Origin of the sequence: Streptomyces sp. SCPE 10 (assembly GCF_051980735.1) — a bacterium.
Classification (GTDB): Bacteria; Actinomycetota; Actinomycetes; order Streptomycetales; family Streptomycetaceae; genus Streptomyces; species Streptomyces misionensis.
This window is the reverse complement of sequence record NZ_CP197069.1, coordinates 6264314-6285412: the sequence shown is the minus strand read 5'-3', so window position 1 is coordinate 6285412 and position 21099 is coordinate 6264314. Positions and strand designations below refer to the sequence as shown.

Genomic DNA, 21099 nt, shown 5'->3' with positions numbered 1-21099 from the left:
CACTGACAATCCCCGCCCGCCCGGTGCACACCGGGTGGAATCGGGTTGAAGAACAGGGGTGTCACCGGCCCACCGCATACCCCTGCATGCCCCGCGGGTTGGCCGCCGCCGACAGCACACCGGTCTCCGGGTCGCGGGCGACGGCGCACAGCCGGCCCTCGGACCAGGCGGGCCCGAGCGTGATGTCGTGGCCGCGGCGGCGCAGTTCGGCGACGACCCCGGCGGGCATCCGGGACTCCACGGTCACGGCGCCGGGTTGGTGACCGCGCGGGTAGAAGGAGCTGGGGAAGCCGTCGTTGTGCCAGTTCGGGGCGTCGATGGCGCCCTGGAGGTCGAGGCCGCCGCGGACGGGGGCGCGCAGCGCGACGGCGAGGAAGAAGTGCGGCTGCCACTGGTCCTGCTGGTCGCCGCCGGGCGTGCCGAACGCCATCACCGGCACGCCGTCGCGCAGCGCGAGGGACGGGGTGAGGGTGGTACGGGGGCGGCGGCCGGGGGTGAGGGTGTTCGGCAGGCCCTCCTCCAGCCAGGCCATCTGCAACCGGGTGCCGAGCGGGAAGCCCAGTTCCGGCACGACCGGGTTGGACTGGAGCCAGCCGCCGCTGGGGGTGGCCGCGATCATGTTGCCCCAGCGGTCGACGACGTCGAGGTGGCAGGTGTCGCCGCGGGTGGCGCCGTCGGGACCGGTCGCGATGTCGCCGGGAGCGGTGCCCGCGCGGCCGGGAGCGGTGCCGCCAAGGGCGCCGTCGCCGCTCCCCCGGGGCCCGGCGGAGACCTCCGCGACGGTCGGCTCCCCCGCCCCCATCGGGTCGACGCCCCGGGTGCCGCCCGGGACGGGCGCGTGCGCCCACGCGGGCAGCCGCGGGGCGCGCCCGCCGGGACTGCCGGGACGCAGCTCGTACGACGCCTCGGCCCCGATCAGGCCCCGCCGCCCGGCGTTGTAGGCGTCCGACAGCAGCGCGGCGACGGGCACCTCGGCGGCGTCGCCGTACCAGGCCTCCCGGTCGGCCATGGCGAGTTTGCAGCCCTCGATGAGCAGGTGCACGTAATCGGCGGAGCCGTACGCGGGCAGTTCCGGCGGGAGCAGGGCGAGTTGCTGGAGAAAGGCGGGGCCCTGGCTCCAGGGGCCGGCCTTGCACACGGTCCAGCCGTGCCAGTCGTACGTCACCGGGTCCTCGTACGACGCCGACCAGCCGGCCAGGTCGTCCTCGGTGAGCGTGCCGGTGTGCCGCTTGCCGCTGGTGTCCAGGGTGGGCCGCCGGGACTGCCGGACCAGGGCCTCGGCGATGAATCCCGAGCGCCACACCTCGCGCGCGGCGTCGATGCGGGCCTCCCGGTCGCCGGCCCGCGCGGTCTCGGCGAGCAGCCGGCGCCAGGTGGCGGCGAGGGCGGGGTTGCGCAGCCGTTCACCGGGGCGGGGCGGGCGCCCGCCGGGCAGGTACACGGCGGCGGACGAGGTCCACTCGGTCTCGAAGAGGGTCCGTACGGTGTCGACGGCCGCGGCGACGTTGTCGACCGGCGGGTGTCCGTGTTCGGCGTATCCGATCGCGTACTTCAGCACGTCTTCCAGGGACTTGGTGCCGTGGTCGCGCAGGAGCAGCAGCCAGGCGTCGAAGGCCCCGGGCACGGCGGCCGCGAGGGGGCCGGTGCCGGGTACGAGGTCCAGCCCGAGGTCGCGGTACCGGGCGGCCAAGGCGCCCGCCGGGGCCACACCCTGGCCGCACAGCACCCGCACCCGGCCCCCGGCCGGCGCCAGCAGGATCGGCACCTCGCCCGCGGGCCCGTTCAGATGCGGCTCCACGACATGGAGCACGAACGCCCCGGCCACCGCCGCGTCGAACGCGTTCCCCCCGTCCTCCAGCACGGCCATCGCCGACTGGGAGGCCAGCCAGTGCGTCGAGGACACCATGCCGAAGGTGCCCTGAAGGGTGGGACGGGTGGTGAACATGCTTCCCCTCACTGTCCGGACCCGGCGACGAGGCCGTTTCGGCGCCCAAGATAGATCCTCGTGACCGCGCCCGGGAGACCGCCCGCACCGCCCGCCGCGCGCTTCCCCCGGGTACGCCGCGCGGGTGATCCGCCGAGGCGGGCCCGGCCGGGGGAACACCGCGCGGCGGTGCGGCGTTGATCGCGTGGAAGGTATGGGAGGGTCCAGGCGGTGCACGGAGAGTACAAGGTGCCCGGCGGCAAGCTCGTCGTCGTGGATGTGGAGACGGACGGCGGCGTGCTGCGCGACGTCCGCGTGGCGGGCGACTTCTTCCTGGAGCCGGACGAGGCGCTGGACGCCGTGAACGGCGCGCTGGAGGGTGCCCCCGCGGCCACGGACGCGGCGGGGCTCGCCGCCCGGATCGAGGCGGCGCTGCCCGCGGGCACGGTGATGTTCGGGCTGACGGCGGAGGGCGTCGCCATCGCGGTGCGCCGCGCCCTGGCGCACGCCACGGACTGGACCGACTACGACTGGCAACTGGTCCACGAGGGCCCGCAGTCCCCGGCCCTGCACATGGCGCTGGACGAGGTGCTGACCGCCGAGGTGGCCGCGGGCCGGCGCCCGCCGACCCTGCGGGTGTGGGAGTGGGGCGCGCCCGCGGTGATCATCGGCAGCTTCCAGTCGCTGCGCAACGAGGTGGACCCGGACGGCGCCGCCCGGCACGGCATCGAGGTGGTGCGGCGGATCTCCGGCGGCGGCGCGATGTTCGTGGAACCCGGCAACACCATCACCTACTCGCTGTCGGTGCCCGAGTCCCTGGTGCACGGCCTGTCCTTCCAGGACAGCTACGCCTACCTGGACGACTGGGTGCTCACCGCCCTCGGTGACATGGGCATCCGGGCCTGGTACCAGCCGCTGAACGACATCGCGACGGACCAGGGCAAGATCGCGGGCGCGGCGCAGAAGCGGGTCGTGGGCCCCGGCGGCGGCCCTGGCGCCGTGCTGCACCACGTGACCATGTCGTACGACATCGACGCGGACAAGATGACCGAGGTGCTGCGCATCGGCCGGGAGAAGCTCTCCGACAAGGGGACGAAGAGCGCGAAGAAGCGGGTCGACCCGCTGCGCCGGCAGACCGGACTGCCGCGTGAGACCGTCATCGACCGCATGATCGACTCCTTCCGCGCGCGCTACGGACTCGCCTCGGGCAAGATCTCGGACGAGGAGCTGGCCCGCGCCCGGGACCTGGTGCGGACGAAGTTCGACACCGAGGAGTGGACCGCCCGGGTGCCGTGACCCGCGCCCTGTCGTGTCCCTGGTTCAGGGCCAGGTCAAGCCAGGCCCATGCCCCGATCAAACGCGTGTATGGGTTCCGTGCACGTAGGGCTCACCGGCACTGACATAACAGGATTTGCCCCACCGCCCGCTGGCTACCGTGGTCGGGCCTGAATCGGCCATGCACGACCACGGGGAAGAGGTGACGGCGGTGGCGGCGCGGATACATTCACGCCTGCTCGATTTCGTGGGGACGGAACCGGCACCACCGGGAGCCGCCCCCTCGCCGCAGGCTCCGCAACCGCGCCGCTCCCGGCTGCTGGACCTTGCCGAGTCCGCCCCTCCCCCGCCCCCGGCCGGCGACGACCGGCCCGGCCCCAAGCCGGGCGTGCCGCCGTACCAGACGCCGGTGTGCGTGCCGGCGCACCCGCGCTCCGTCCTCGGGACGGGCACCAAGGGCCGCGCCGCGCGCGTCCCGTTCATCATGATCGAGCTGTTCGAGCACCCGTCCCACGGCACGGTCGCCTTCGCCTTCACCACCCCGGCGAAGCTGGCGGAGGCACTGGGCGAGGCGCAGCCGTGGGTGGCCGGTTCGCTCGGCCCGCTGGCCGAGAGCATGGACGAGCAGGGCGTCACCGTCCTCCTCGACCCGCGGATCGCACCCGAAGAGCCCAACTGGCGGCCCGAGGACCTGGCCGCCCTCGCGCGGGAGGTGCGCCGGTGACGGCCGACTTCAAGGTCGTCTACGACGACCTCTCCACCCTGGCGAAGACCTTCCACGACCAGGCCGGCGACTACCGGAAGCTGGCCCCGGACGTGTCACCTCCCATCGTCAGCGGCGGCGACCCGGCGCTGGACGCCGCGATCAAGGAGGTCGCGAACCTCATCATCGCCCTGCACATCGGGCTCGCCGACCACCTGGACGACCGCGGTGACAAGGCCGGGTACGCGCGCGACTCCTTCCACCGGCACGACGTGGACGTCCACGGTGTCTTCGAGGACCTGACGGAGGGCCTGGACTGATGGGCGACAGCTGGGTCGGCGGCGACATCGGTGGCCTGCACACGATGGCGAGCACCTACAAGAACGCCAAGGACAAGCTCGACGGCGTGGTGAAGGTGCTGAGCAGGGCCGTCGACAAACTGGCGGACGACGCCAGTTGGAAGGGCGAGGCGGCGAAGACGTTCCGCGGCGTGTGGTCCGAGGACGAGTTCACGGCCGGCGCCTTCGCCGAACTGGTCTCCGAGGTCGGCGGCATTCTGGGCGACCTCGCCGACGCGTTGTCGACCTGCGAGACGTCGCTGCAGAACGCGGAGCACGTCGCCGCCGGCAAGGGCGTGTCGACGGACTCCAAGGGCGCGCCGGTGCCGATCATGACGGCGAATCCGCCGAGCGCGGACGACCAGAAGGCCATCTCGGCGATGAACGAGTACGCCAAGGTGCGCGACGGGATCCTGCACACCGCGCAGCACGCGCGTCTGGACGCGGCGCAGAAGCTGTCAGACCTCTACGACAAGGTGACGGCCAAGGACGGCTCGGTGTCCACCGGGGACAAGACCACCATCGCGGACTACCTGCGCGGCCTGTACGCGTACGACGCCGAGGACGCCCGGGCCGGCGGCGCGCAGGCGCGGGAGAAGCTCGACGACGCCAAGCAGGCGGCGCAGGACGCCAAGAAGGAGCTGCGCGCGGAGCGCAAGGCCTACCAGAAGGCGGGCAAGGCGCTGCCCAAGGACCTGCCCGCCAAGAGCGCGTACAAGGACGCGCTGACCAAGGTGGACGACCTGGAGGACGCGATTGCGCGCGCCGAGAACGGCAGCACCAAGCTGCCCTACGACCGCGCGCTCAACGTGAAGCTGGCCGACGCGGCGGATCTGCTGCGCGCGGGCAAGAGCCTGGAGGCGGTGCCGGACTTCCTGAAGGAGATCCCGGTGCTGGACGTCGCCGCGGCCGGCGCGTGCGGTCTGCTGGAGGCCTCCGACGACCACGACAAGGGCTGGTCGTGGCAGAAGTCGATCGCCGTGGACGGCGGCGCCAACGTCGGCGGCCTGGTGGCGGGCACGGCCATCACCGCGGGCCTGGTGGCGGCCGCACCCGTCGAGGTCCCCACCGCCGTGGTGGCCGGGGTCGGCGGTGTCGTGGTCATCGGCGCGACCGGCCTCATCGACCACTCCCTCCACGAGCACTGGAGCGAGGACATCCACGACCACGGTGTGGTCGGTGGTGTGCTGACAGGCACGGGACACGTGCTGTCCAAGACCGGCGGCGACTTCGTACGACTGAAAGACGATGTGTGGCATGGCATCAAGAGCATCTTCTGAGGCCGCGGCCTCCTCGGCATCCGTCCGGATCCCCTCGCTGCCAGGGCTCGGCACCACCTGGTACGCACGCGGGCCGCGCTACTGGCTGCGCCGTACGGCCAATGCCCTGTTGTGGCTCGTCGTCATGGCGTTCTTCTGCTCCTTCGCGCTCGCGATGTACTCGGGTGTCCCGCGCACCTATCTTCCGCCCCGTGCGCGCCATATCTGGGACATCGTGCAGATCGCCGCTTCGTGCGTGACCGTCGTCTGGGGCTGGGTCAGCCAACGCCGGAGACTGCGCCGCCTGTTTCAGGACCCGCCGGCACCCGACGAGGTCCGCGTGGGCCGGCGTGCGGAGTCCCGTCGTGCCGTGTACTGGTCCCGGGCCGGTCTCATTCCACTCCTCATCGCCGCGCCGGTGTTGCCTCCGATCGTCGCGTGGTGCGTCGGCGCGGTGGCCGCGCTCTTCGCCGTCCGTGAATCGCCCAGCGAGGTCGGCGCCCGCCGCTGGGTGGAGACGCACTCCACGGGCCGCTGATCCAGGCGCTCACGACACTGCGAACCGGGCGGAGCGGTACGTCGTGAGCGCGCTGCTGTGATCGCGTGAACACCCAGCGAGTTCGCGCTTCCGCCACACGGACAGCCGTGTGACACTGTCGTCCTCGTCCCCCCTTCTCAACGAGATGTGCGCCGTGCGTTCTCTGCCTCTGCCGCTCGCCCTCGCCGCCCGGTTGACGCCGGTCGTGGTCCTCGCCTGTGCCGGGTGGGCGCTGTCCTCCGCTCCGGCCGCGCCGTCCACCGCCGCGGGGCGCCCGGCGGATCCGAAGGCGTCCGGAGGGTCGTCCGCGCCCGCGGCCTCGGCCAGTGCGCAGGCGAAGGCGTACTCCACCTCGCCCGCCCCCTGCTCCGCCGTGCCCGCGTCGACGGTCAAGTCCTTGGTGCCGGGGGCGAAGACGGGCGGCAAGGAGATCCCCTCGACCGATCCCACGCTGCGCCGCACCTGTTCCTGGAACGCCCTGCACGGCTACGACTACCGCTGGCTCGACGTGTCGTACGAGATCGGCGAGTCGGTGCAGGAGGCCACCCGGCAGTACCAGCAGCAGATGGGCAAGAAGAGCGGCGGCGGCACCGTGCCGGGGCTCGGGGACAGCGCGTACTCGGTCGTGAACCTCAGCACCGAGGACAAGCAGCAGACCCGCGAGGGCGTGGTGATGGTGCGCGTCTCCAACGCGGTGGTGGTGGTGACGTACAGCGGCAGCGACTTCGACACCAAGAAGGCGCCGGGGACGGACGAGATCAACACCGGCGCCATCAAGGCCGCGCGGGCCGCCGTGGCGGCGCTCGGGGGCGGGGGCGGGACGTCCTAGCCCGCACGGACCAGGACGTCCCCCGGCGGGGTCAGGCCGTGGTGCGCCGCCTGCCGCCGGTCGTCAGGGACAGGGCCAGGTACAGCACCAGCGAGGTGCCCAGGCCGACCGCCCAGCCGTAGTCGGCGAGCGGGGAGAGGGCGGGGATCGGACGGCCGTCGAACAGCGGCTCGAGGCGGGCGCCGCCGATCGCGAGGACGCCGCCGGCCAGGAAGGCGACGACCGCCCGCCAGTTCCAGCCGCCCGCGTACCAGTAGCGGCCGCCGGTGCGGTACAGGTCGGCGAGGTCCAGCCGGGTGCGGCGCAGGAACCAGTAGTCGGCGACGAGGATGCCGGCGACGGTGCCGAGCAGCCCGCCGACCAGGCCGAGCCAGGTGAAGATGTAGCCCTGCGGGTCGGAGTACAGCTTCCAGGGGAAGATCAGCACCGCGAGGACCGCGGTGATCAGCGCCCCGGCGCGGAAACTCACCTTGCGCGGCGCCACGTTGGAGAAGTCGAAGGCCGGCGAGACCAGGTTGGCCGCGATGTTCACCGAGAGGGTCGCCACCAGGACGGTGACCAGGGCGTAGAGCAGGCCGACCGGGTTGTCGGTCTTCGCGGCCAGCTGCACCGGGTCCCACACCGGCTTTCCGTAGACCGCCTGGGAGCCGGAGGTGACCAGGACGGAGAGGAAGGCGAAGAGGGTCATGGTGGTGGGCAGGCCGAGCGCCTGGCCCCAGGTCTGGGCGCGCTGGCTGCGGCCGTAGCGGGTGAAGTCCGGGATGTTCAGGGACAGGGTGGACCAGAACCCGATCATGCCCATCAGGGACGGCCAGAACAGCTTCCAGAACGACCCGCCCCAGCTCAGCCTGGAGGGCTGGTCGAACAGCGGGCCGACACCGCCCGCCCTGCTCGCCATCCACCACAGCATCACGAACGCGCCGACCAGCACGAACGGCGCGGCCCAGTTCTCGAAACGGCGGATGGTCTCCATCCCCCGGTGGATGATGGCCACTTGCAGCGCCCAGAAGATCGCGAATGACAGCCACATGGTCCAGGCGTAACCGCCGATGTGCGCCGCGTTCGACCAGCTGCCGCCGATCAGTTTCCCGGCGAGGAAGTAGATGGCCTCACCGCCGATCCACGTCTGGATGCCGAACCAGCCGCAGGCCACCAACGCCCGCACGACGGCGGGCAGGTTGGCGCCGCGCACCCCGAAGGAGGCGCGGGCGAAGACGGGGAAGGGGATGCCGTACTTGGGTCCCGCGTGCCCGGTCAGCAGCATCGGGACCAGCACGACCAGATTGGCGACGGCGATGGTGAACACCGCCTGCTTCCAGTCCATGCCGACGGCGATCAGACCGGAGGCCAGCGTCCAGGAGGCGGTGTTGTGGGCCATGCCGACCCACAGCGCCGTGAAGTTGTACGTCGTCCACGTGCGCCCGCCGACCGGGACCGGCAGCAGGTCCTCGTTGGCGTAGCGGCCGCTGGGCTGCGGAGCGCCGGGGGCGATCTCCACCCGGCCGTCGGGAAGGGTGACTTGGGCCGTCGGTGGTATGCCGGCGGGAGCGGTGTCGGTCATGGGCAGGCCCCAATCGGAAACGAGGTGGGTCGGCGGAGGCCGTGCGGGCACCAGCCCCTCCCCGCGGGGAGGCGGGGAGGGGTGACCAGGGGTGGGGGGTTGGGGTGGACCCCCGAGGGGATCGGCGGGAGAGACGAACGGAGACCGTACGGTCAGGAGTTGACGGCCGGGATCACCTTCGTGCCGTAGGCGTCGATGGTGGCCTCCTGGGCGTCGTGCATGTCGTACAGCGCGAACTGGTCGACGCCCAGGGCGCGCAGGGCGTTCAGTTTCTCGATGTGCCGCTCGGCCGGGCCGATCAGACAGAACCGGTCCACGATCTCGTCGGGCACGAACTCGGTGTCCGGGTTGCCGCTGCGCCCGTGGTGGGCGTAGTCGTAGCCCTGCCGGGCCTTGATGTAGTCGGTGAGTTCGCCGGGCACCTGGGCGGAGTGCTCGCCGTACTTGCCGACCAGGTCGGCCACGTGGTTGCCGACCATGCCGCCGAACCAGCGGCACTGCGCGCGGGCGTGGGCGAGGGCCTCGGGCGAGTCGTCGGCGGTGACGTACGCGGGGGCCGCCACGCAGACGGTCACCTCGGCGGGGTCGCGCCCGGCCGCCCGGGCCGCGTCCTTGACGGCCTTCACCATGTACTCGGTGAGGTAGACGTCGGCCAGCTGGAGGATGAACCCGTCGGCCTCCTCGCCGGTCATCTTCAGCGCCTTGGGGCCGTACGCGGCCATCCAGACGGGGAGCCGGGCGCCCGGCCGGACCCAGGGGAACTTCACGGTCGTGCCGCCGCCGAGGTCGGCGGGGTCGCCGCGGCCGAGGGCGCGGATCACCTTCATGGCCTCGCTGATCCGTGCGAGGGTGTTGGGCCTGCGGCCCGCCACCCGCATCGCGGAGTCGCCGCGGCCGATGCCGCAGACGGTGCGGTTGCCGAACATGTCGTTGAGGGTGGCGAAGGTGGAGGCGGTGACCTCCGGGGTGCGGGTGGACGGGTTGGTGACCATCGGCCCGACCGTCAGGTTGCGTGTCTGGGCGAGGATCTGGCTGTAGATCACGAACGGCTCCTGCCAGAGCACGGCGGAGTCGAAGGTCCAGCCGTGGGTGAAGCCGTTCCGCTCGGCCCGTCGCATGAGGTCGATGACGCGGGAGGCCGGCGGGTCGGTCTGCAGGACGAGTCCGAAGTCCATGGGCGCCACTCCTAGTTGAGGTACTGACAGGTGGAGCGCGGGGTGTAGACGCCGTGTCCGGCGTGCCCGGTGTACGCGCGCCGGTCGATGACCGGTTCGCCGCGCGAGAGGACGGTCTCCACCCGGCCGGTGGTCCGCTTGCCCTCGTACGCCGAGTAGTCGACGTTCATGTGGTGGGTCTCGGCGGACATGATCTGCTCGGCGTGCGGGTCGTAGATCACCACGTCGGCGTCGGCGCCCGGGGCGATGGTGCCCTTCTTCGGGTAGAGGCCGAACATCCGCGCCGGGGTGGCGCAGGCGATCTCGATCCAGCGGCGGCGGGAGATGCGGCCCTCGACGACGGCCTGGTGGAGCAGGTCCATGCGGTTCTCCACGCCCGGCAGGCCGTTGGGGATCTTGGAGAAGTCGCCGCGGCCCAGCTCCTTCTGGCCGGTGAAGCAGAACGGGCAGTGGTCGGTGGAGACCACCTGGAGGTCGTTGGTGCGCAGGCCCCGCCACAGGGCCGCCTGGTGCTCCCTGGGCCGCAACGGCGTCGAGCACACGTACTTGGCGCCCTCGAAGTCCGGCTCGGCGAGGTTGTCGGTGGACAGGAACAGGTACTGCGGGCAGGTCTCGCCGAACACGTTCAGGCCGTCGTCCCGGGCCCGCGCCAGCTCGGCGAGCGCCTCCGCCGCAGAGACGTGGACGACGTACAGCGGCGCGCCGGCGACCTGGGCGAGCCGAATGGCGCGGTGGGTGGCCTCGGCCTCCAGCAGTGCCTTGCGGACCTCGCCGTGGTGGCGCGGGTCGGTCTCGCCGCGGGCGAGTGCCTGTTCCACGAGGACGTCGATGGCGATGCCGTTCTCGGCGTGCATCATGATCAGTCCGCCGTTGCCGGCGGCCCGCTGCATGGCGCGCAGGATCTGGCCGTCGTCGGAGTAGAAGACCCCCGGGTAGGCCATGAACTGCTTGAAGGAGGTCACCCCCTCCTCCACCAGCAGGTCCATCTCCTTCAGCGTCTCGTCGCGGACGTCGGAGACGATCATGTGGAAGGCGTAGTCGATCGCGCAGTTGCCCTCCGCCTTTGCGTGCCAGGCGTCCAGTCCCTCGCGCAGGGAGTGGCCGACGCTCTGGATGGCGAAGTCCACGATCGTGGTCGTACCGCCCCAGGCGGCGGCGCGGGTGCCGGTCTCGAAGGTGTCGGAGGCGTAGGTGCCGCCGAACGGCATCTCCATGTGGGTGTGGCCGTCGACGCCGCCGGGGATGACGTATTTCCCGGTGGCGTCGATGGTGCGGTCGGCGGTGAACGCGGCGGCAGCGGGGGTGCCGGACGCCGCCAGCGCGGCGATGCGGCCGTCCTCGATGAGGACGTCGGCGTGGATCTCGTCCGACGCGGTGACGACGAGGCCACCGCGGATGACGGTACGGCTGCTCATGCTGCTCCTTGGATCACTCGGCTTCGGTCACGGCGCGGTCAGCGGCGTGTACGCGCCCGGGGCCCGGTCCCGGTAGAACTGCCAGCGGTCGCGGACCTCGCGGAGTTTGGCGAGGTCCAGGTCGCGTACGACGAGTTCGTTCTCCTTGTCGCTCGCGACCTCGCCGACGTACTGGGCCTCGGGGTCCACGAAGTACGTGGTGCCGTAGAAGTCGTTGTCGCCGAGGTCCTCCACGCCGACCCGGTTGATGGCGCCGACGAAGTACTCGTTGGCGACGGCCGCCGCGGGCTGCTCCAGCTGCCACAGGTAGCGGGACAGGCCCCGGGAGGTGGCCGAGGGGTTGAAGACGATCTCGGCGCCGGCGAGGCCGAGGGCCCGCCAGCCCTCGGGGAAGTGGCGGTCGTAGCAGATGTAGACGCCGATCCGGCCGACGGCGGTGTCGAAGACGGGCCAGCCGCTGTTGCCCGGGCGGAAGTAGAACTTCTCCCAGAACCCGCGCACCTGGGGGATGTGGGTCTTGCGGTACTTGCCGAGGTACGTGCCGTCCGCGTCGATCACGGCGGCGGTGTTGTAGAGGACACCCGGCTGCTCCTCCTCGTACATCGGCAGGATGAGCACGATGCCGAGGGCGCGGGCGAGGGACTGGAAGCGCCGCACGGTCGGGCCGTCGGGGATCCGCTCGGCGTAGTCGTAGAACGCCTTGTCCTGCACCTGGCAGAAGTAGGGGCCGTAGAACAGCTCCTGGAAACAGAGGACTTGGGCGCCCTGGGCGGCCGCGTCGCGGACGGCCTGCTCGTGCACCTGGATCATGGATTCCTTGTCGCCGGTCCAGGCGGCCTGGAAGAGGGCGGCTCGGATCACTCGGCTCATCGAAGCCTCCGTTCGGTGGGTGTCCGGTGAGCCTAGGAAGCGGTCGGGCGCGGTTCGACGGGCAGCGTGTCACGTCCGCGGACGGTCGGCGTGCCACCGTGTCATGTCTTCGTGGGCCCATGTTTCACCGCCGTTTTCCCAGGTGGTCTCAGGTGTCAGCGTTGTTGCGCGTCATGCGCGAGAAGCGCGATGTGCACCGAGGCGGCCTGCTCGAAGTCGTCCAGGTCGACGCCGAGGCGGTCCTGTATGGCCTCCAGGCGGCGGTAGAGCGCGGGCCGGGAGACATGGTGGAGCAGGGCGGTGCGGGACTTGTTGCGGCCGGTGGCCAGATAGGTGCGCAGCACGCCGAGCAGTTCGGGTTCGGCCGTGCACAGCAGCCCGTCCAGCTCCCGTTCGGCGAAGGACTGCACATGCGGGTCGTCGCGCAACAGCCGGACCAGGCCCCGCAGATGGACGTCCTTGAGTCGGACGACGGCGGGCAGGCCGAGGGCGGCGGCGGAACCGGCGACGGCCTCGGCCACGTGCCGGGCCTCGCGCAGTCCGGCGGGCACCTCGTCCCAGAGGGTGCGCGGGTCCGCGGCGGCGACCACGGCGTCCGGCCGCCCGGTGCCCTCGCGCAGCCGGGCCGCGAAGTGTGTGAGGAGGGTCTCGGCGGGCCGGTCGCGGGGCAGGCTGAGCAGTACGGCGGTGACCCCGTCGGACAGTTCGCCGGCCAGTCCGGACAGGCCCAGCACCCGCAGCATCCGGTCGAGCACGGCGGGTTCGGCGTCGGGGACGACGAGCGGCACGAAGGTGCGCAGATTGACCGGCAGTCCGGCCGCGCGGGCCCGCGGCAGCAGTTGCCGGGCCGGTACGACGCCGGAGACGAGGTCGGTGAGCAGGCTCTGCGCGGACTGTTCCTCCCAGCTGTGCGCGGAGCCGCCGCCGAGCATGCGGTGCAGGACCAGGGCCTCGGCGGCGCGGTCGGCGAGCAGCCGCCCGGTCGCGGCGTCGCCCCGGTAGCCGCACAGCAGCAGCCGGCCCCAGCGCTCGCCGCGCCCGCCGAGTTCGGCGCGGATCCACTCGTCGCCGGCGCCGCCGGTCTGCCGGGCGATGCGCTCCCAGTCGCGCAGCACGTCGTCCACCGCGGACCGCTCCCCCGCCGTGGCGAGGACGCGGTGGGCGAGGTTGGTGACGACGACGGGGCAGCCGCCGTGCCGGGCGACCTCGTCCAGCAGCCGTTGCAGCGGGGCGCCGGCCGTGATCAGCGCGGTGAGGTCGGTGCGGACCGCCTCGGAGAGGCTGACGGCGGCGAACTTGCGCCGCAGTAGCCGGGACTGGACCTCCTCGGTCAGCTCGGCGAAGGGGAAGGGGCGGTGCAGGACGACCAGGGGCAGCCCGCAGCGTTCGGCGGCGCGGCGCATCACCTCGGGCGGCGTGGGAAAGGCCCGGCCGAGGCCGAGGACCACGGCGGCGGCCTCGGCGCGGTGCAGGGACCGGATGTACTCGGCCTGTTTGGCCTCGTCGCCGGCGAGCAGCACCCCCGTGGTGAGCACCATCTCGCCGCCGCTGAGCATCACGCCCACGTCGGCGGCCTCGGCGACGTGCACCCAGCGCACCGGCCGGTCCAGGCCGCCGGCGCCCGCCACCACCTCGGGCCGGCCGGCCAGGACCCGCTCCAGGGTCAGCACCTGGCGCACGGAGAGGGCGGGTTCCGGCGGGGCGGCGGGTCCGGTTCCTGAGGTCGTGGTCATGGCCGTATCCCCTCGGTGCTCGGCGGTGCCGGGTGTTCCCCTCGGTGTCAGTACGCGCTCCGCAGCGCGTTTTCGAGGATGGCGGCGCCCTCCTCGGCCTCGGCGACGGTCAGCGACAGCGGCGGCGCGATGCGCAGGGCGCTGGTGTCGTGGCCGCCGCCCTTGCCGATGAGCAGGCCCTGGGCGCGGGCCGCCTCCAGGACGGCGGCGGCCGCCTGCGGGTCGGCGTCGTCGGTGCCCGGCTTCACCAGCTCGATGCCGATCATCAGTCCGCGTCCGCGGACCTCGCGCACCCCGGGCAGCTGGGCGGCGACGGCCCGCAGCCGCTCGATGAGCAGGCCGCCGACCCGGCGGGCGTTGCCCTGGAGGTCGTGTTCGAGGAGGTAGGTGAGGTTGGCGAGGCCGGCGGCCATGGTGATCTGGGTGCCGCCGAAGGTGGAGATGCTGTTGGCGTCGAGGCAGTTCATGATCTCGGAGCGGGCGATGACACCGCCGATGGACATGCCGTTGCCGATGCCCTTGGCGAAGGTGACGATGTCGGGCGGGCCGCTGCGGCCGTGCGCCTGCCAGCCCCAGAAGTGGTCTCCGGTGCGGCCCCAGCCGGTCTGCACCTCGTCGGAGATCCACAGGATGCCGTGTGCGGTCAGCAGTTCACGGAATTCCGCATACAGTCCGTCGGGCGGCGAGGTGAATCCGCCGACGCCCTGGACGGGTTCCGCGATCAGCGCGGCGGGCGGGCGGGTGTGCCCGAGGACGTCCTTCAGGTCGGCCACGCACGCGTCGATGAAGGCGCGGTCGTCCAGATGGGCGAAGGGGCCCCGGGTGCGGACGCCGCCGTGCACGTACAGGGTCTGCAACGGTGACAGGGAGGTCGGGGACCAACTGCGGTTGCCGGTGATGCCGACGGTGGAGAAGGAACGGCCGTGGTAGCTGTTGCGCATGGCGAGGACGGTGTTGCTGCGCCGGTACGTCGTGGCGAGCAGCAGGGCGGCGTCGTTGGCCTCGGTGCCGGAGGTGGTGAAGAAGACGCGGGCGTCCGGGATGCCGCTCACCTGGGCGACGCGCTCGGCGAGTTCGACCATCGGCCGGTTGAGGTAGAGGGTCGAGGAGTGCAGGATGCGCCCGGCCTGCTCGCTGACCGCCTTGGTCACCTCGGGCAGCGCGTGTGCGGTCATGGTGGTGAGGATGCCGCCGAAGAAGTCCAGGTAGCGGCGGCCGTCGGAGTCCCAGACGTGGCGGCCCTCGCCGTGCGTGATCTCGATGGGGTCGTCGTAGTAGAGGGCGAGCCAGTCGGGCATGACCCTGCGGTGACGGGAGTAGAGGTCGCTCACGGCTGCACCAGCCCTTCGTAGGCGTCGGGACGGCGGTCGCGGTAGAAGGCCCACTGCTGCCGCACGTCGTCGATCAGGCCGAAGTCGAGGTCGCGGACGAGGAGTTCGTCGGCCTTGTCGCCCGCGGTGTCGCCGACGAACCGGCCGCGCGGGTCCACGAAGTAGGAGGTCCCGTAGAAGTCGTTGTCGCCGTACTCCTCCCGCCCGACCCGGTTGATGGCGGCGATGAAGTACTCGTTGGCGACGGCCGCCGCCGGCTGCTCCAGCTGCCACAGGTGGCTGGACAGGCTCCGGTGGGTGGCCGACGGGTTGTACACCAACTGGGCTCCGGCCAGGCCCAGTTGCCGCCAGCCCTCCGGGAAGTGACGGTCGTAGCAGATGTAGACGCCGACCTTGCCGACGGCGGTGTCGAAGACCGGCCAGCCCAGGTTGCCGGGTTTGAAGTAGTACTTCTCCCAGAAGCCCTTGAGCTGGGGGATGTGGTGCTTGCGGTACTTGCCGAGGTAGGTGCCGTCCGCGTCGATCACGGCGGCGGTGTTGTAGTAGAAGCCGGACTGCTCGACCTCGAACACCGGGGCGACGATCACCATGCCGGTCTCGCGCGCGAGCTGCGCCATCCGGGTGACGGTCGGGCCGTCCGGCACCGGCTCGGCCCAGCGGTAGTGCTCCGGTTCCTGGACCTGGCAGAAGTAGGGGGCGTTGAAGACCTCCTGGAACCCGATGATCCCCGCGCCCCGGCGGGCCGCCTCGCGGGCGTGCTCCTCGTGTTTCGCCACCATGGACTCGGTGTCGCCGGTCCAGGTGGCCTGGACCAGAGCGGCGCGGACGACGTTGGCCATGAGCTGCTCCTTCGACACGACGTCAGAGCCTCTACGCCCGTAGAGCAGGCCGTAGAGGCACGAACGTAAGCCTCTTGGCGCCCCTTGCCAAGACCATTGCCGTCAAGCCGCGGAGTCGATCCTGTTTCGCACTCCTGTGGGTGAGCGGGCGCGCGCCCCTCAGGCGGCGGCCAGGGTGCAGTGTGCGGCCAGGTCGTCCATGGACAGGCCGAGCACCGCGGCCACGGCGGCCACGGTGAAGAACGCGGGGGTCGGCGCCCGCCCCGTCTCGATCTTCCGCAGCGTCTCGGCCGAGACGCCCGCCGCGGCGGCGACCTCGACCATGCTCCGGTCGCCACGGGCCGCACGCAGCAGCCGCCCGAGCCGCTCGCCGCGGTCGCGTTCTTCGGGGGTGAGAGGGGTGCGCACCATGGGCCCATTGTGCCCGCCCCGGTCTGTAAACCGTATACCGGATGCCCTATTAAAATACCGGCAGGGCGGAGCGGCGCCGCCTGCGAAGCCCCCCGGCCACGACACGCACCAAAGGTCCGGCCCGGAAACGGCGCCCCCTGCCTTCGGAACGGCGGCCCAGGCGATCAGCGCGCGGAGCGGCCCTCGGGGCTCACCGCACCGCCGGTCAGGCGCCCGCACACCAGCCCACGCCCTCTCCGCCGGCCTGCGGGACCCCCGTACGCGCGCGGGGCCGCGGTGGCGTGCGGGAGCCGCTTCGGGGCGCCCGGGCGAACATGCCCGCCCCAAGACTTCATGCCATCGTGGGCATGAGCACCCCCCACCCCGGTTACCCGGCGGAGCCACCGTCAGCGAAGGAAAGCATCGCCATGACCAACGGCTACCCTCCTGACCCCTTCGGCGAATTCCTCGCCCGCTTCTTCAGCGGCGCCGCCGGCGGAGCCCCCGGCCCCCGCCACATCGACATCGGCCGGCTGCTCAGCCAGCCGGCGCGGGAGCTGGTCAGAGGAGCCGCCCAGTACGCCGCCGAGCACGGCAGCCGGGACCTGGACACCCAGCATCTGCTGCGCGCCGCCGTGGCCACCGAGCCCACCCGCAGCCTGCTGAGCCGGGCCGGTGCCGACCCCGACTCGCTCGCCACCGAGATCGACGACCGGGCGGGCCCGGTGCAGCACCCGCCGGGCGAGGTGCCGCCGCCGACCTCCCTGTCCCTGACCCCGGCGGTGAAGCGGGCCCTGCTGGACGCGCACGACATGGCGCGCTCCAGCGGCGCCGGGTACATCGGCCCCGAGCACGTGCTCAGCGCGCTGGCCTCGAACCCAGACTCGGCCGCCGGGCACATCCTGCACGCGGCCCGGTTCCCGGCGGGCGCGCTGCCCCCGGAGCCGCCGGAGAGCACCGGCCAGGTCCGTACGGAGCGGCAGCGGCCCACCAACACGCCCACCCTGGACAAGTACGGCCGTGATCTGACCGACCTCGCCCGGCAGGGCCGGGTCGACCCGGTGATCGGCCGGGACACCGAGATCGAGCAGACCATCGAGGTGCTGTCCCGGCGCGGCAAGAACAACCCGGTGCTGATCGGCGACGCGGGCGTCGGCAAGACGGCCATCGTGGAGGGACTCGCGCAGCGGATCGCCGACGGCGACGTGCCGGACGTGCTCGCCGGGCGGCGGGTCGTCGCGCTCGACCTCACCGGGGTGGTGGCCGGCACCCGCTACCGCGGCGACTTCGAGGAGCGCCTGAACAACATCGTGGAGGAGATCCGCGCCAACTCCGACCGGCTGATCGTGTTCATCGACGAACTGCACACCGTCGTCGGGGCGGGCTCCGGCGGCGAGGGCGGCGCGCTGGACGCGGGCAACATCCTCAAGCCCGCGCTCGCCCGGGGCGAGCTGCACATCGTGGGCGCCACCACCCTGGAGGAGTTCCGGCGGATCGAGAAGGACGCGGCGCTGGCCCGCCGCTTCCAGCCGGTGCTGGTGCCCGAGCCGACGGTGCAGGACACCATCGAGATCCTGCGCGGACTGCGCGACCGCTACGAGGCCCACCACCAGGTCCGCTACACCGACGAGGCGCTGCTCGCCGCCGTGGAGCTGTCCGACCGGTACCTCACCGACCGGCGGCTGCCGGACAAGGCGATCGACCTGATCGACCAGGCCGGTGCCCGGGTCCGGCTCGGCGCCCGCACCAAGGGCACCGATGTGCGGGCGATGGAGCGCGAGGTGGACCAGCTGGTCCGGGACAAGGACCAGGCGGTCGCCGACGAGGACTACGAGGAGGCCAAGCGGCTGCGCGACCGGATCGCGGAGCTGAAGCAGCGCATCACCGAGACCAGCGGTGACGGGCAGGCCGACGAGGGTCAGCTGGAGGTGACGGCCGAGTCCATCGCCGAGGTGGTGTCCCGGCAGACCGGCATCCCGGTCAGCCGCCTCACCCAGGAGGAGAAGGAACGGCTGCTCGGCCTGGAGGAGCATCTGCATCAGCGGGTGGTCGGCCAGGAGGAGGCCGTCGCCGTGGTCGCCGAGGCGGTGCTGCGCTCGCGCGCCGGGCTCGCCAGCCCCCGCCGGCCCATCGGCAGCTTCCTCTTCCTCGGCCCGACCGGCGTCGGCAAGACGGAGTTGGCCCGCGCGCTCGCCGAGGCCCTGTTCGGCAGCGAGGACCGCATGGTCCGGCTGGACATGAGCGAGTACCAGGAGCGGCACACCGTCTCCCGGCTGGTCGGCGCCCCGCCCGGGTACGTCGGGCACGAGGAGGCCGGCCAGCTCACCGAGGTGGTGCGCCGGCACCCGTACTCGCTGCTGCTGCTCGACGAGGTGGAGAAGGCGCACCCGGACGTCTTCAACATCCTGCTCCAGGTGCTGGACGACGGCCGGCTGACCGACTCCCAGGGCCGCACGGTGGACTTCACCAACACGGTCGTCGTGATGACCAGCAATCTGGGCTCGGAGGCGATCACCCGGCGCGGCGCGGGGATCGGGTTCGGTCCGGGCGGCGCGGACGCGGACGAGGAGGCGCGGCGCGAGCAGATCCTGCGGCCGCTGCGCGAGCACTTCCGGCCGGAGTTCCTCAACCGGATCGACGAGATCGTGGTCTTCCGCCAGCTGACCGGCGAGCAGCTGCGGCAGATCACCGACCTGCTGCTGGAAAGCACCCGGCGGCTGCTGGACGGCCAGGGCGTCTCGGTGGAGTTCACGGACGCGGCCGTCGACTGGCTCGCCGAACGTGGCTACCAGCCGGAGTACGGCGCCCGGCCGTTGCGCCGCACCATCCAGCGGGAGGTGGACAACCGGCTGTCCCGGCTGCTGCTGGACGGCACGATCTCCGAGGGCGGCCGGGTCACCGTGGACGTCGCGGACGGGCGGCTGGACTTCCACACGTCCGAGCCGCCGGCGCCCGCCGCGCCCGAGGCCCGGTCGGCGCCGCCTCGCGACCCGATGGGCTGAGGGTTCCGCGGTGCCGTGGGCGGTTCGCCCCCGGCACCGCGGGCGCGTGTCACGGCGCCGGTTTCACCACCATCGCCGAACCCCCGCCGCGTCGAACCTTCTCGGCGGCGGCCAGCCATCTGCCGTCCGGCAGCCGCTGGACGCCGGTCGCGGCGCCGATCTCCGGGTTGCGGCTGAACTGGTGGCCGAGGGCCTCCAGCTGTCCTCGCAACGGGCTGTCGTACAGGGCGGGTTCGAGTTCGGTCCGGGCCGCGTTGCGCTGGCTGGCGCGGGGTGCGGCGATGGCGTCGACCAGCGGCAGTCGCCGGTCGAGGAACTCGGTCAGGGTCTGCAGGACGGTGGTGATGATGGTCGCGCCGCCGGGCGAACCGAGTGCGACCACGGGCCGGTTGTGCCCGTCGAGGACGATGGTCGGCGAGATGGACGAGCGCGGCCGCTTGCCCGGGCCCGGCAGGTTCGGGTCGGGCACGTTCGGGCTCGCCGGGGCAAAGGAGAAGTCCGTCAGCTCGTTGTTGAGCAGGAAGCCCCGGCCGGGCACGGTCATCGCGCTGCCGCCGGTCTGCTCGATGGTGAGGGTGTACGAGACGACGTTGCCCCACTTGTCGGCCACCGTCAGATGGGTGGTGTTCTGGCCCTCGTACGTCGTCGGGGCCGCCTTGCCGCCCTTGTCGCACGGCGCGGGGTGGTACGGGTCGCCGGGGGCGAGCGGGCTGGTGAGGACCGCGTCGTCCTTGATGAGGCAGGCCCGCGAGTCGGCGAACCGCTGCGACAGCAGCTGCCTGGTGGGGACCTTCTCGAAGGCGGGGTCGCCGACCCAGCGTCCGCGGTCGGCGAAGGCGATCCGGCTGGCCTCGATGAAGTGGTGCAGGTACTGCGCCTCGCTCATCCTGGACAGGTCGGAGCCTTCCAGGATGTTGAGCGCCTCGCCGACCGTGGTGCCGCCCGAGGAGGACGGAGCGATGGAGTAGACGTTCAGGCCGCGGTACGACGTCCTGGTGGGCGCCTGTTCCTTGGCCCGGTAGACGGCGAGGTCCTTCTCGGCGAGCTTGCCGGGGCGGGCCTTCCAGCCGGAGGCGGGGTCCACGCGCGGGTGTTCGACCGTCTTGACGATGTCGTCGCCTATGTCGCCGTGGTAGATCGCCCCCATGCCCTTCTTCGCCAGCTCCGCGTAGGTGCGGGCCAGCTCCGGGTTCTTGAAGGTGGAACCGACGGCGGGCGGTTCACCGCCCGGCAGGAACAGCTTGGCGGTGTCCGGGAAGTAGCGGAACCGGGTCTCGTTGGCGGCGGTCTGGGAGCGGAAGGTGTCGTCCACGGTGAACCCGTCGCGGGCGAGCCGCTCGGCGGGCCGGAGGACCGTCGCGAGGTTCCTGCTGCCCCACCGGTCCAGGGCCGTCTGCCAGGTGGCGGGCGTGCCCGGGGTGCCGACGCTGAGGCCGCTGCTGACGGCGTCGTCGAAGGAGAGGGGTTTGCCGTTCTCCAGGAACAGGTCGGAGCCGGCGGACAGCGGGGCGGTCTCCCGGCCGTCGAGGGTGTGGACCGTGCGCGTTCCGGCGTCGTAGTAGACGAAGTAGCCGCCCCCGCCGACACCGGCCGAGTAGGGCTCGGTGACGCCGAGCGCGGCGGCGGTGGCGACGGCCGCGTCGACGGCGTTGCCGCCGTGCTTGAGGACCTCGATGCCGGCGGCCGTGGCGTCCTGGTCGACGCTGGCCACGGCACCGCCGTAGCCCACGGCCACGGGGGTCTTGCCGGCCGGTCCGCTCGTCTTCGGGGCGGGCGGCGCCGCGGCCCCCACCGTCACCATGGCGGCCGAAACCGCCAGAACCGCCAGTCTCCGCGTGCCTGGACGACCCATCCGTACCTCCCGTCGGGACAGTTCGCGCAGCGTAACCAGATTGTCGCATCATCGACAGTACGCCT

The 21099-nt window shown here is 72.2% G+C and carries 17 protein-coding genes; 7 read left to right on the top strand and 10 right to left on the bottom strand.

The window, feature by feature from the left end; genetic code table 11:
• Nucleotides 1–61: 61 nt before the first annotated feature.
• Nucleotides 62–1945, bottom strand: a complete 1884-nt coding sequence (locus tag ACSP97_RS28830) for a gamma-glutamyltransferase family protein (protein ID WP_440554967.1) — start codon at nt 1943–1945, stop codon at nt 62–64.
• 210 nt (nt 1946–2155) lie between these two features.
• Here ACSP97_RS28830 and ACSP97_RS28825 point away from each other — a divergent pair, with 210 nt between their 5' ends.
• The 6 genes from ACSP97_RS28825 to ACSP97_RS28800 all read left to right on the top strand — a co-directional run bounded on the left by ACSP97_RS28825 (nt 2156) and on the right by ACSP97_RS28800 (nt 6866).
• Nucleotides 2156–3220 carry a lipoate--protein ligase family protein gene (locus ACSP97_RS28825; RefSeq protein ID WP_388314584.1) on the top strand — a complete coding sequence of 355 codons (1065 nt, stop codon included), beginning with the start codon at nt 2156–2158 and terminating at the stop codon, nt 3218–3220.
• A gap of 160 nt (nt 3221–3380) precedes the next feature.
• Entirely contained in the window at nt 3381–3923 is a 543-nt protein-coding gene (locus ACSP97_RS28820) for an SAV_915 family protein (protein ID WP_355322637.1), read from the top strand.
• Entirely contained in the window at nt 3920–4222 is a 303-nt protein-coding gene (locus ACSP97_RS28815; protein WP_364733557.1) for a DUF6317 family protein, read from the top strand. Before ACSP97_RS28820 ends, ACSP97_RS28815 begins: the two co-directional genes overlap by 4 nt.
• Nucleotides 4222–5520 carry a WXG100 family type VII secretion target gene (locus ACSP97_RS28810; protein WP_440554964.1) on the top strand — a complete coding sequence of 433 codons (1299 nt, stop codon included), beginning with the start codon at nt 4222–4224 and terminating at the stop codon, nt 5518–5520. Before ACSP97_RS28815 ends, ACSP97_RS28810 begins: the two co-directional genes overlap by 1 nt.
• Complete coding sequence (locus tag ACSP97_RS28805) at nt 5498–6037, top strand: hypothetical protein (protein WP_440554962.1); 540 nt, start codon at nt 5498–5500, stop codon at nt 6035–6037. Before ACSP97_RS28810 ends, ACSP97_RS28805 begins: the two co-directional genes overlap by 23 nt.
• Before the next feature lie 154 nt (nt 6038–6191).
• Nucleotides 6192–6866 carry a hypothetical protein gene (locus ACSP97_RS28800; protein ID WP_440554961.1) on the top strand — a complete coding sequence of 225 codons (675 nt, stop codon included), beginning with the start codon at nt 6192–6194 and terminating at the stop codon, nt 6864–6866.
• 31 nt (nt 6867–6897) lie between these two features.
• On the opposite strand, the gene ACSP97_RS28795 is transcribed toward ACSP97_RS28800, so the two are convergent.
• The 8 genes from ACSP97_RS28795 to ACSP97_RS28760 all read right to left on the bottom strand — a co-directional run bounded on the left by ACSP97_RS28795 (nt 6898) and on the right by ACSP97_RS28760 (nt 16201).
• Nucleotides 6898–8427 carry an NCS1 family nucleobase:cation symporter-1 gene (locus ACSP97_RS28795; RefSeq protein ID WP_355531551.1) on the bottom strand — a complete coding sequence of 510 codons (1530 nt, stop codon included), beginning with the start codon at nt 8425–8427 and terminating at the stop codon, nt 6898–6900.
• Between the two features lie 152 nt (nt 8428–8579).
• On the bottom strand, nt 8580–9602 hold the full coding sequence (locus ACSP97_RS28790; RefSeq protein WP_355152139.1) for a TIGR03842 family LLM class F420-dependent oxidoreductase: 1023 nt from the start codon (nt 9600–9602) through the stop codon (nt 8580–8582).
• 11 nt (nt 9603–9613) lie between these two features.
• Nucleotides 9614–11017, bottom strand: a complete 1404-nt coding sequence (gene hydA / locus ACSP97_RS28785; protein WP_440554958.1) for a dihydropyrimidinase — start codon at nt 11015–11017, stop codon at nt 9614–9616.
• A 27-nt stretch (nt 11018–11044) separates the two neighbouring features.
• Nucleotides 11045–11887: a nitrilase-related carbon-nitrogen hydrolase gene (locus tag ACSP97_RS28780; RefSeq protein ID WP_355152137.1), complete on the bottom strand. Its 843-nt coding sequence runs from the start codon at nt 11885–11887 to the stop codon at nt 11045–11047.
• Between the two features lie 155 nt (nt 11888–12042).
• On the bottom strand, nt 12043–13620 hold the full coding sequence (locus ACSP97_RS28775; protein ID WP_358674904.1) for a PucR family transcriptional regulator: 1578 nt from the start codon (nt 13618–13620) through the stop codon (nt 12043–12045).
• A 47-nt stretch (nt 13621–13667) separates the two neighbouring features.
• Nucleotides 13668–14951, bottom strand: a complete 1284-nt coding sequence (locus ACSP97_RS28770) for an aspartate aminotransferase family protein (protein WP_355152135.1) — start codon at nt 14949–14951, stop codon at nt 13668–13670.
• Nucleotides 14948–15790, bottom strand: coding sequence for a nitrilase-related carbon-nitrogen hydrolase (locus ACSP97_RS28765; protein ID WP_070022821.1), 843 nt, complete (start codon nt 15788–15790; stop codon nt 14948–14950). Before ACSP97_RS28765 ends, ACSP97_RS28770 begins: the two co-directional genes overlap by 4 nt.
• Before the next feature lie 159 nt (nt 15791–15949).
• Nucleotides 15950–16201, bottom strand: coding sequence for a helix-turn-helix domain-containing protein (locus ACSP97_RS28760; RefSeq protein WP_146466170.1), 252 nt, complete (start codon nt 16199–16201; stop codon nt 15950–15952).
• A 407-nt stretch (nt 16202–16608) separates the two neighbouring features.
• Between ACSP97_RS28760 and ACSP97_RS28755 the strand changes: the two genes are divergently transcribed.
• A complete protein-coding gene (locus ACSP97_RS28755) occupies nt 16609–19182 on the top strand; it encodes an ATP-dependent Clp protease ATP-binding subunit (protein ID WP_440554955.1) in 2574 nt (857 codons plus the stop codon).
• 49 nt (nt 19183–19231) lie between these two features.
• Here the strand turns inward: ACSP97_RS28755 and ggt are convergent, their stop codons facing one another.
• Nucleotides 19232–21034 carry a gamma-glutamyltransferase gene (ggt, locus tag ACSP97_RS28750; RefSeq protein ID WP_358294909.1) on the bottom strand — a complete coding sequence of 601 codons (1803 nt, stop codon included), beginning with the start codon at nt 21032–21034 and terminating at the stop codon, nt 19232–19234.
• Between the last annotated feature and the right edge of the window lie 65 nt (nt 21035–21099).

What these genes read in the sequence shown, in the direction of transcription:
- ACSP97_RS28830 (WP_440554967.1), bottom strand. Translation starts at nt 1,945, where the DNA reads ATGTTCACCACCCGTCCCACCCTTCAGGGCACCTTCGGCATGGTGTCC.
- ACSP97_RS28820 (WP_355322637.1), top strand. Translation starts at nt 3,381, where the DNA reads ATGCACGACCACGGGGAAGAGGTGACGGCGGTGGCGGCGCGGATACAT.
- ACSP97_RS28810 (WP_440554964.1), top strand. Translation starts at nt 4,222, where the DNA reads ATGGGCGACAGCTGGGTCGGCGGCGACATCGGTGGCCTGCACACGATG.
- ACSP97_RS28805 (WP_440554962.1), top strand. Translation starts at nt 5,498, where the DNA reads ATGGCATCAAGAGCATCTTCTGAGGCCGCGGCCTCCTCGGCATCCGTC.
- ACSP97_RS28795 (WP_355531551.1), bottom strand. Translation starts at nt 8,427, where the DNA reads ATGACCGACACCGCTCCCGCCGGCATACCACCGACGGCCCAAGTCACC.
- ACSP97_RS28790 (WP_355152139.1), bottom strand. Translation starts at nt 9,602, where the DNA reads ATGGACTTCGGACTCGTCCTGCAGACCGACCCGCCGGCCTCCCGCGTC.
- hydA (WP_440554958.1), bottom strand. Translation starts at nt 11,017, where the DNA reads ATGAGCAGCCGTACCGTCATCCGCGGTGGCCTCGTCGTCACCGCGTCG.
- ACSP97_RS28780 (WP_355152137.1), bottom strand. Translation starts at nt 11,887, where the DNA reads ATGAGCCGAGTGATCCGAGCCGCCCTCTTCCAGGCCGCCTGGACCGGC.
- ACSP97_RS28775 (WP_358674904.1), bottom strand. Translation starts at nt 13,620, where the DNA reads ATGACCACGACCTCAGGAACCGGACCCGCCGCCCCGCCGGAACCCGCC.
- ACSP97_RS28765 (WP_070022821.1), bottom strand. Translation starts at nt 15,790, where the DNA reads ATGGCCAACGTCGTCCGCGCCGCTCTGGTCCAGGCCACCTGGACCGGC.
- ACSP97_RS28760 (WP_146466170.1), bottom strand. Translation starts at nt 16,201, where the DNA reads ATGGTGCGCACCCCTCTCACCCCCGAAGAACGCGACCGCGGCGAGCGG.
- ACSP97_RS28755 (WP_440554955.1), top strand. Translation starts at nt 16,609, where the DNA reads ATGACCAACGGCTACCCTCCTGACCCCTTCGGCGAATTCCTCGCCCGC.
- ggt (WP_358294909.1), bottom strand. Translation starts at nt 21,034, where the DNA reads ATGGGTCGTCCAGGCACGCGGAGACTGGCGGTTCTGGCGGTTTCGGCC.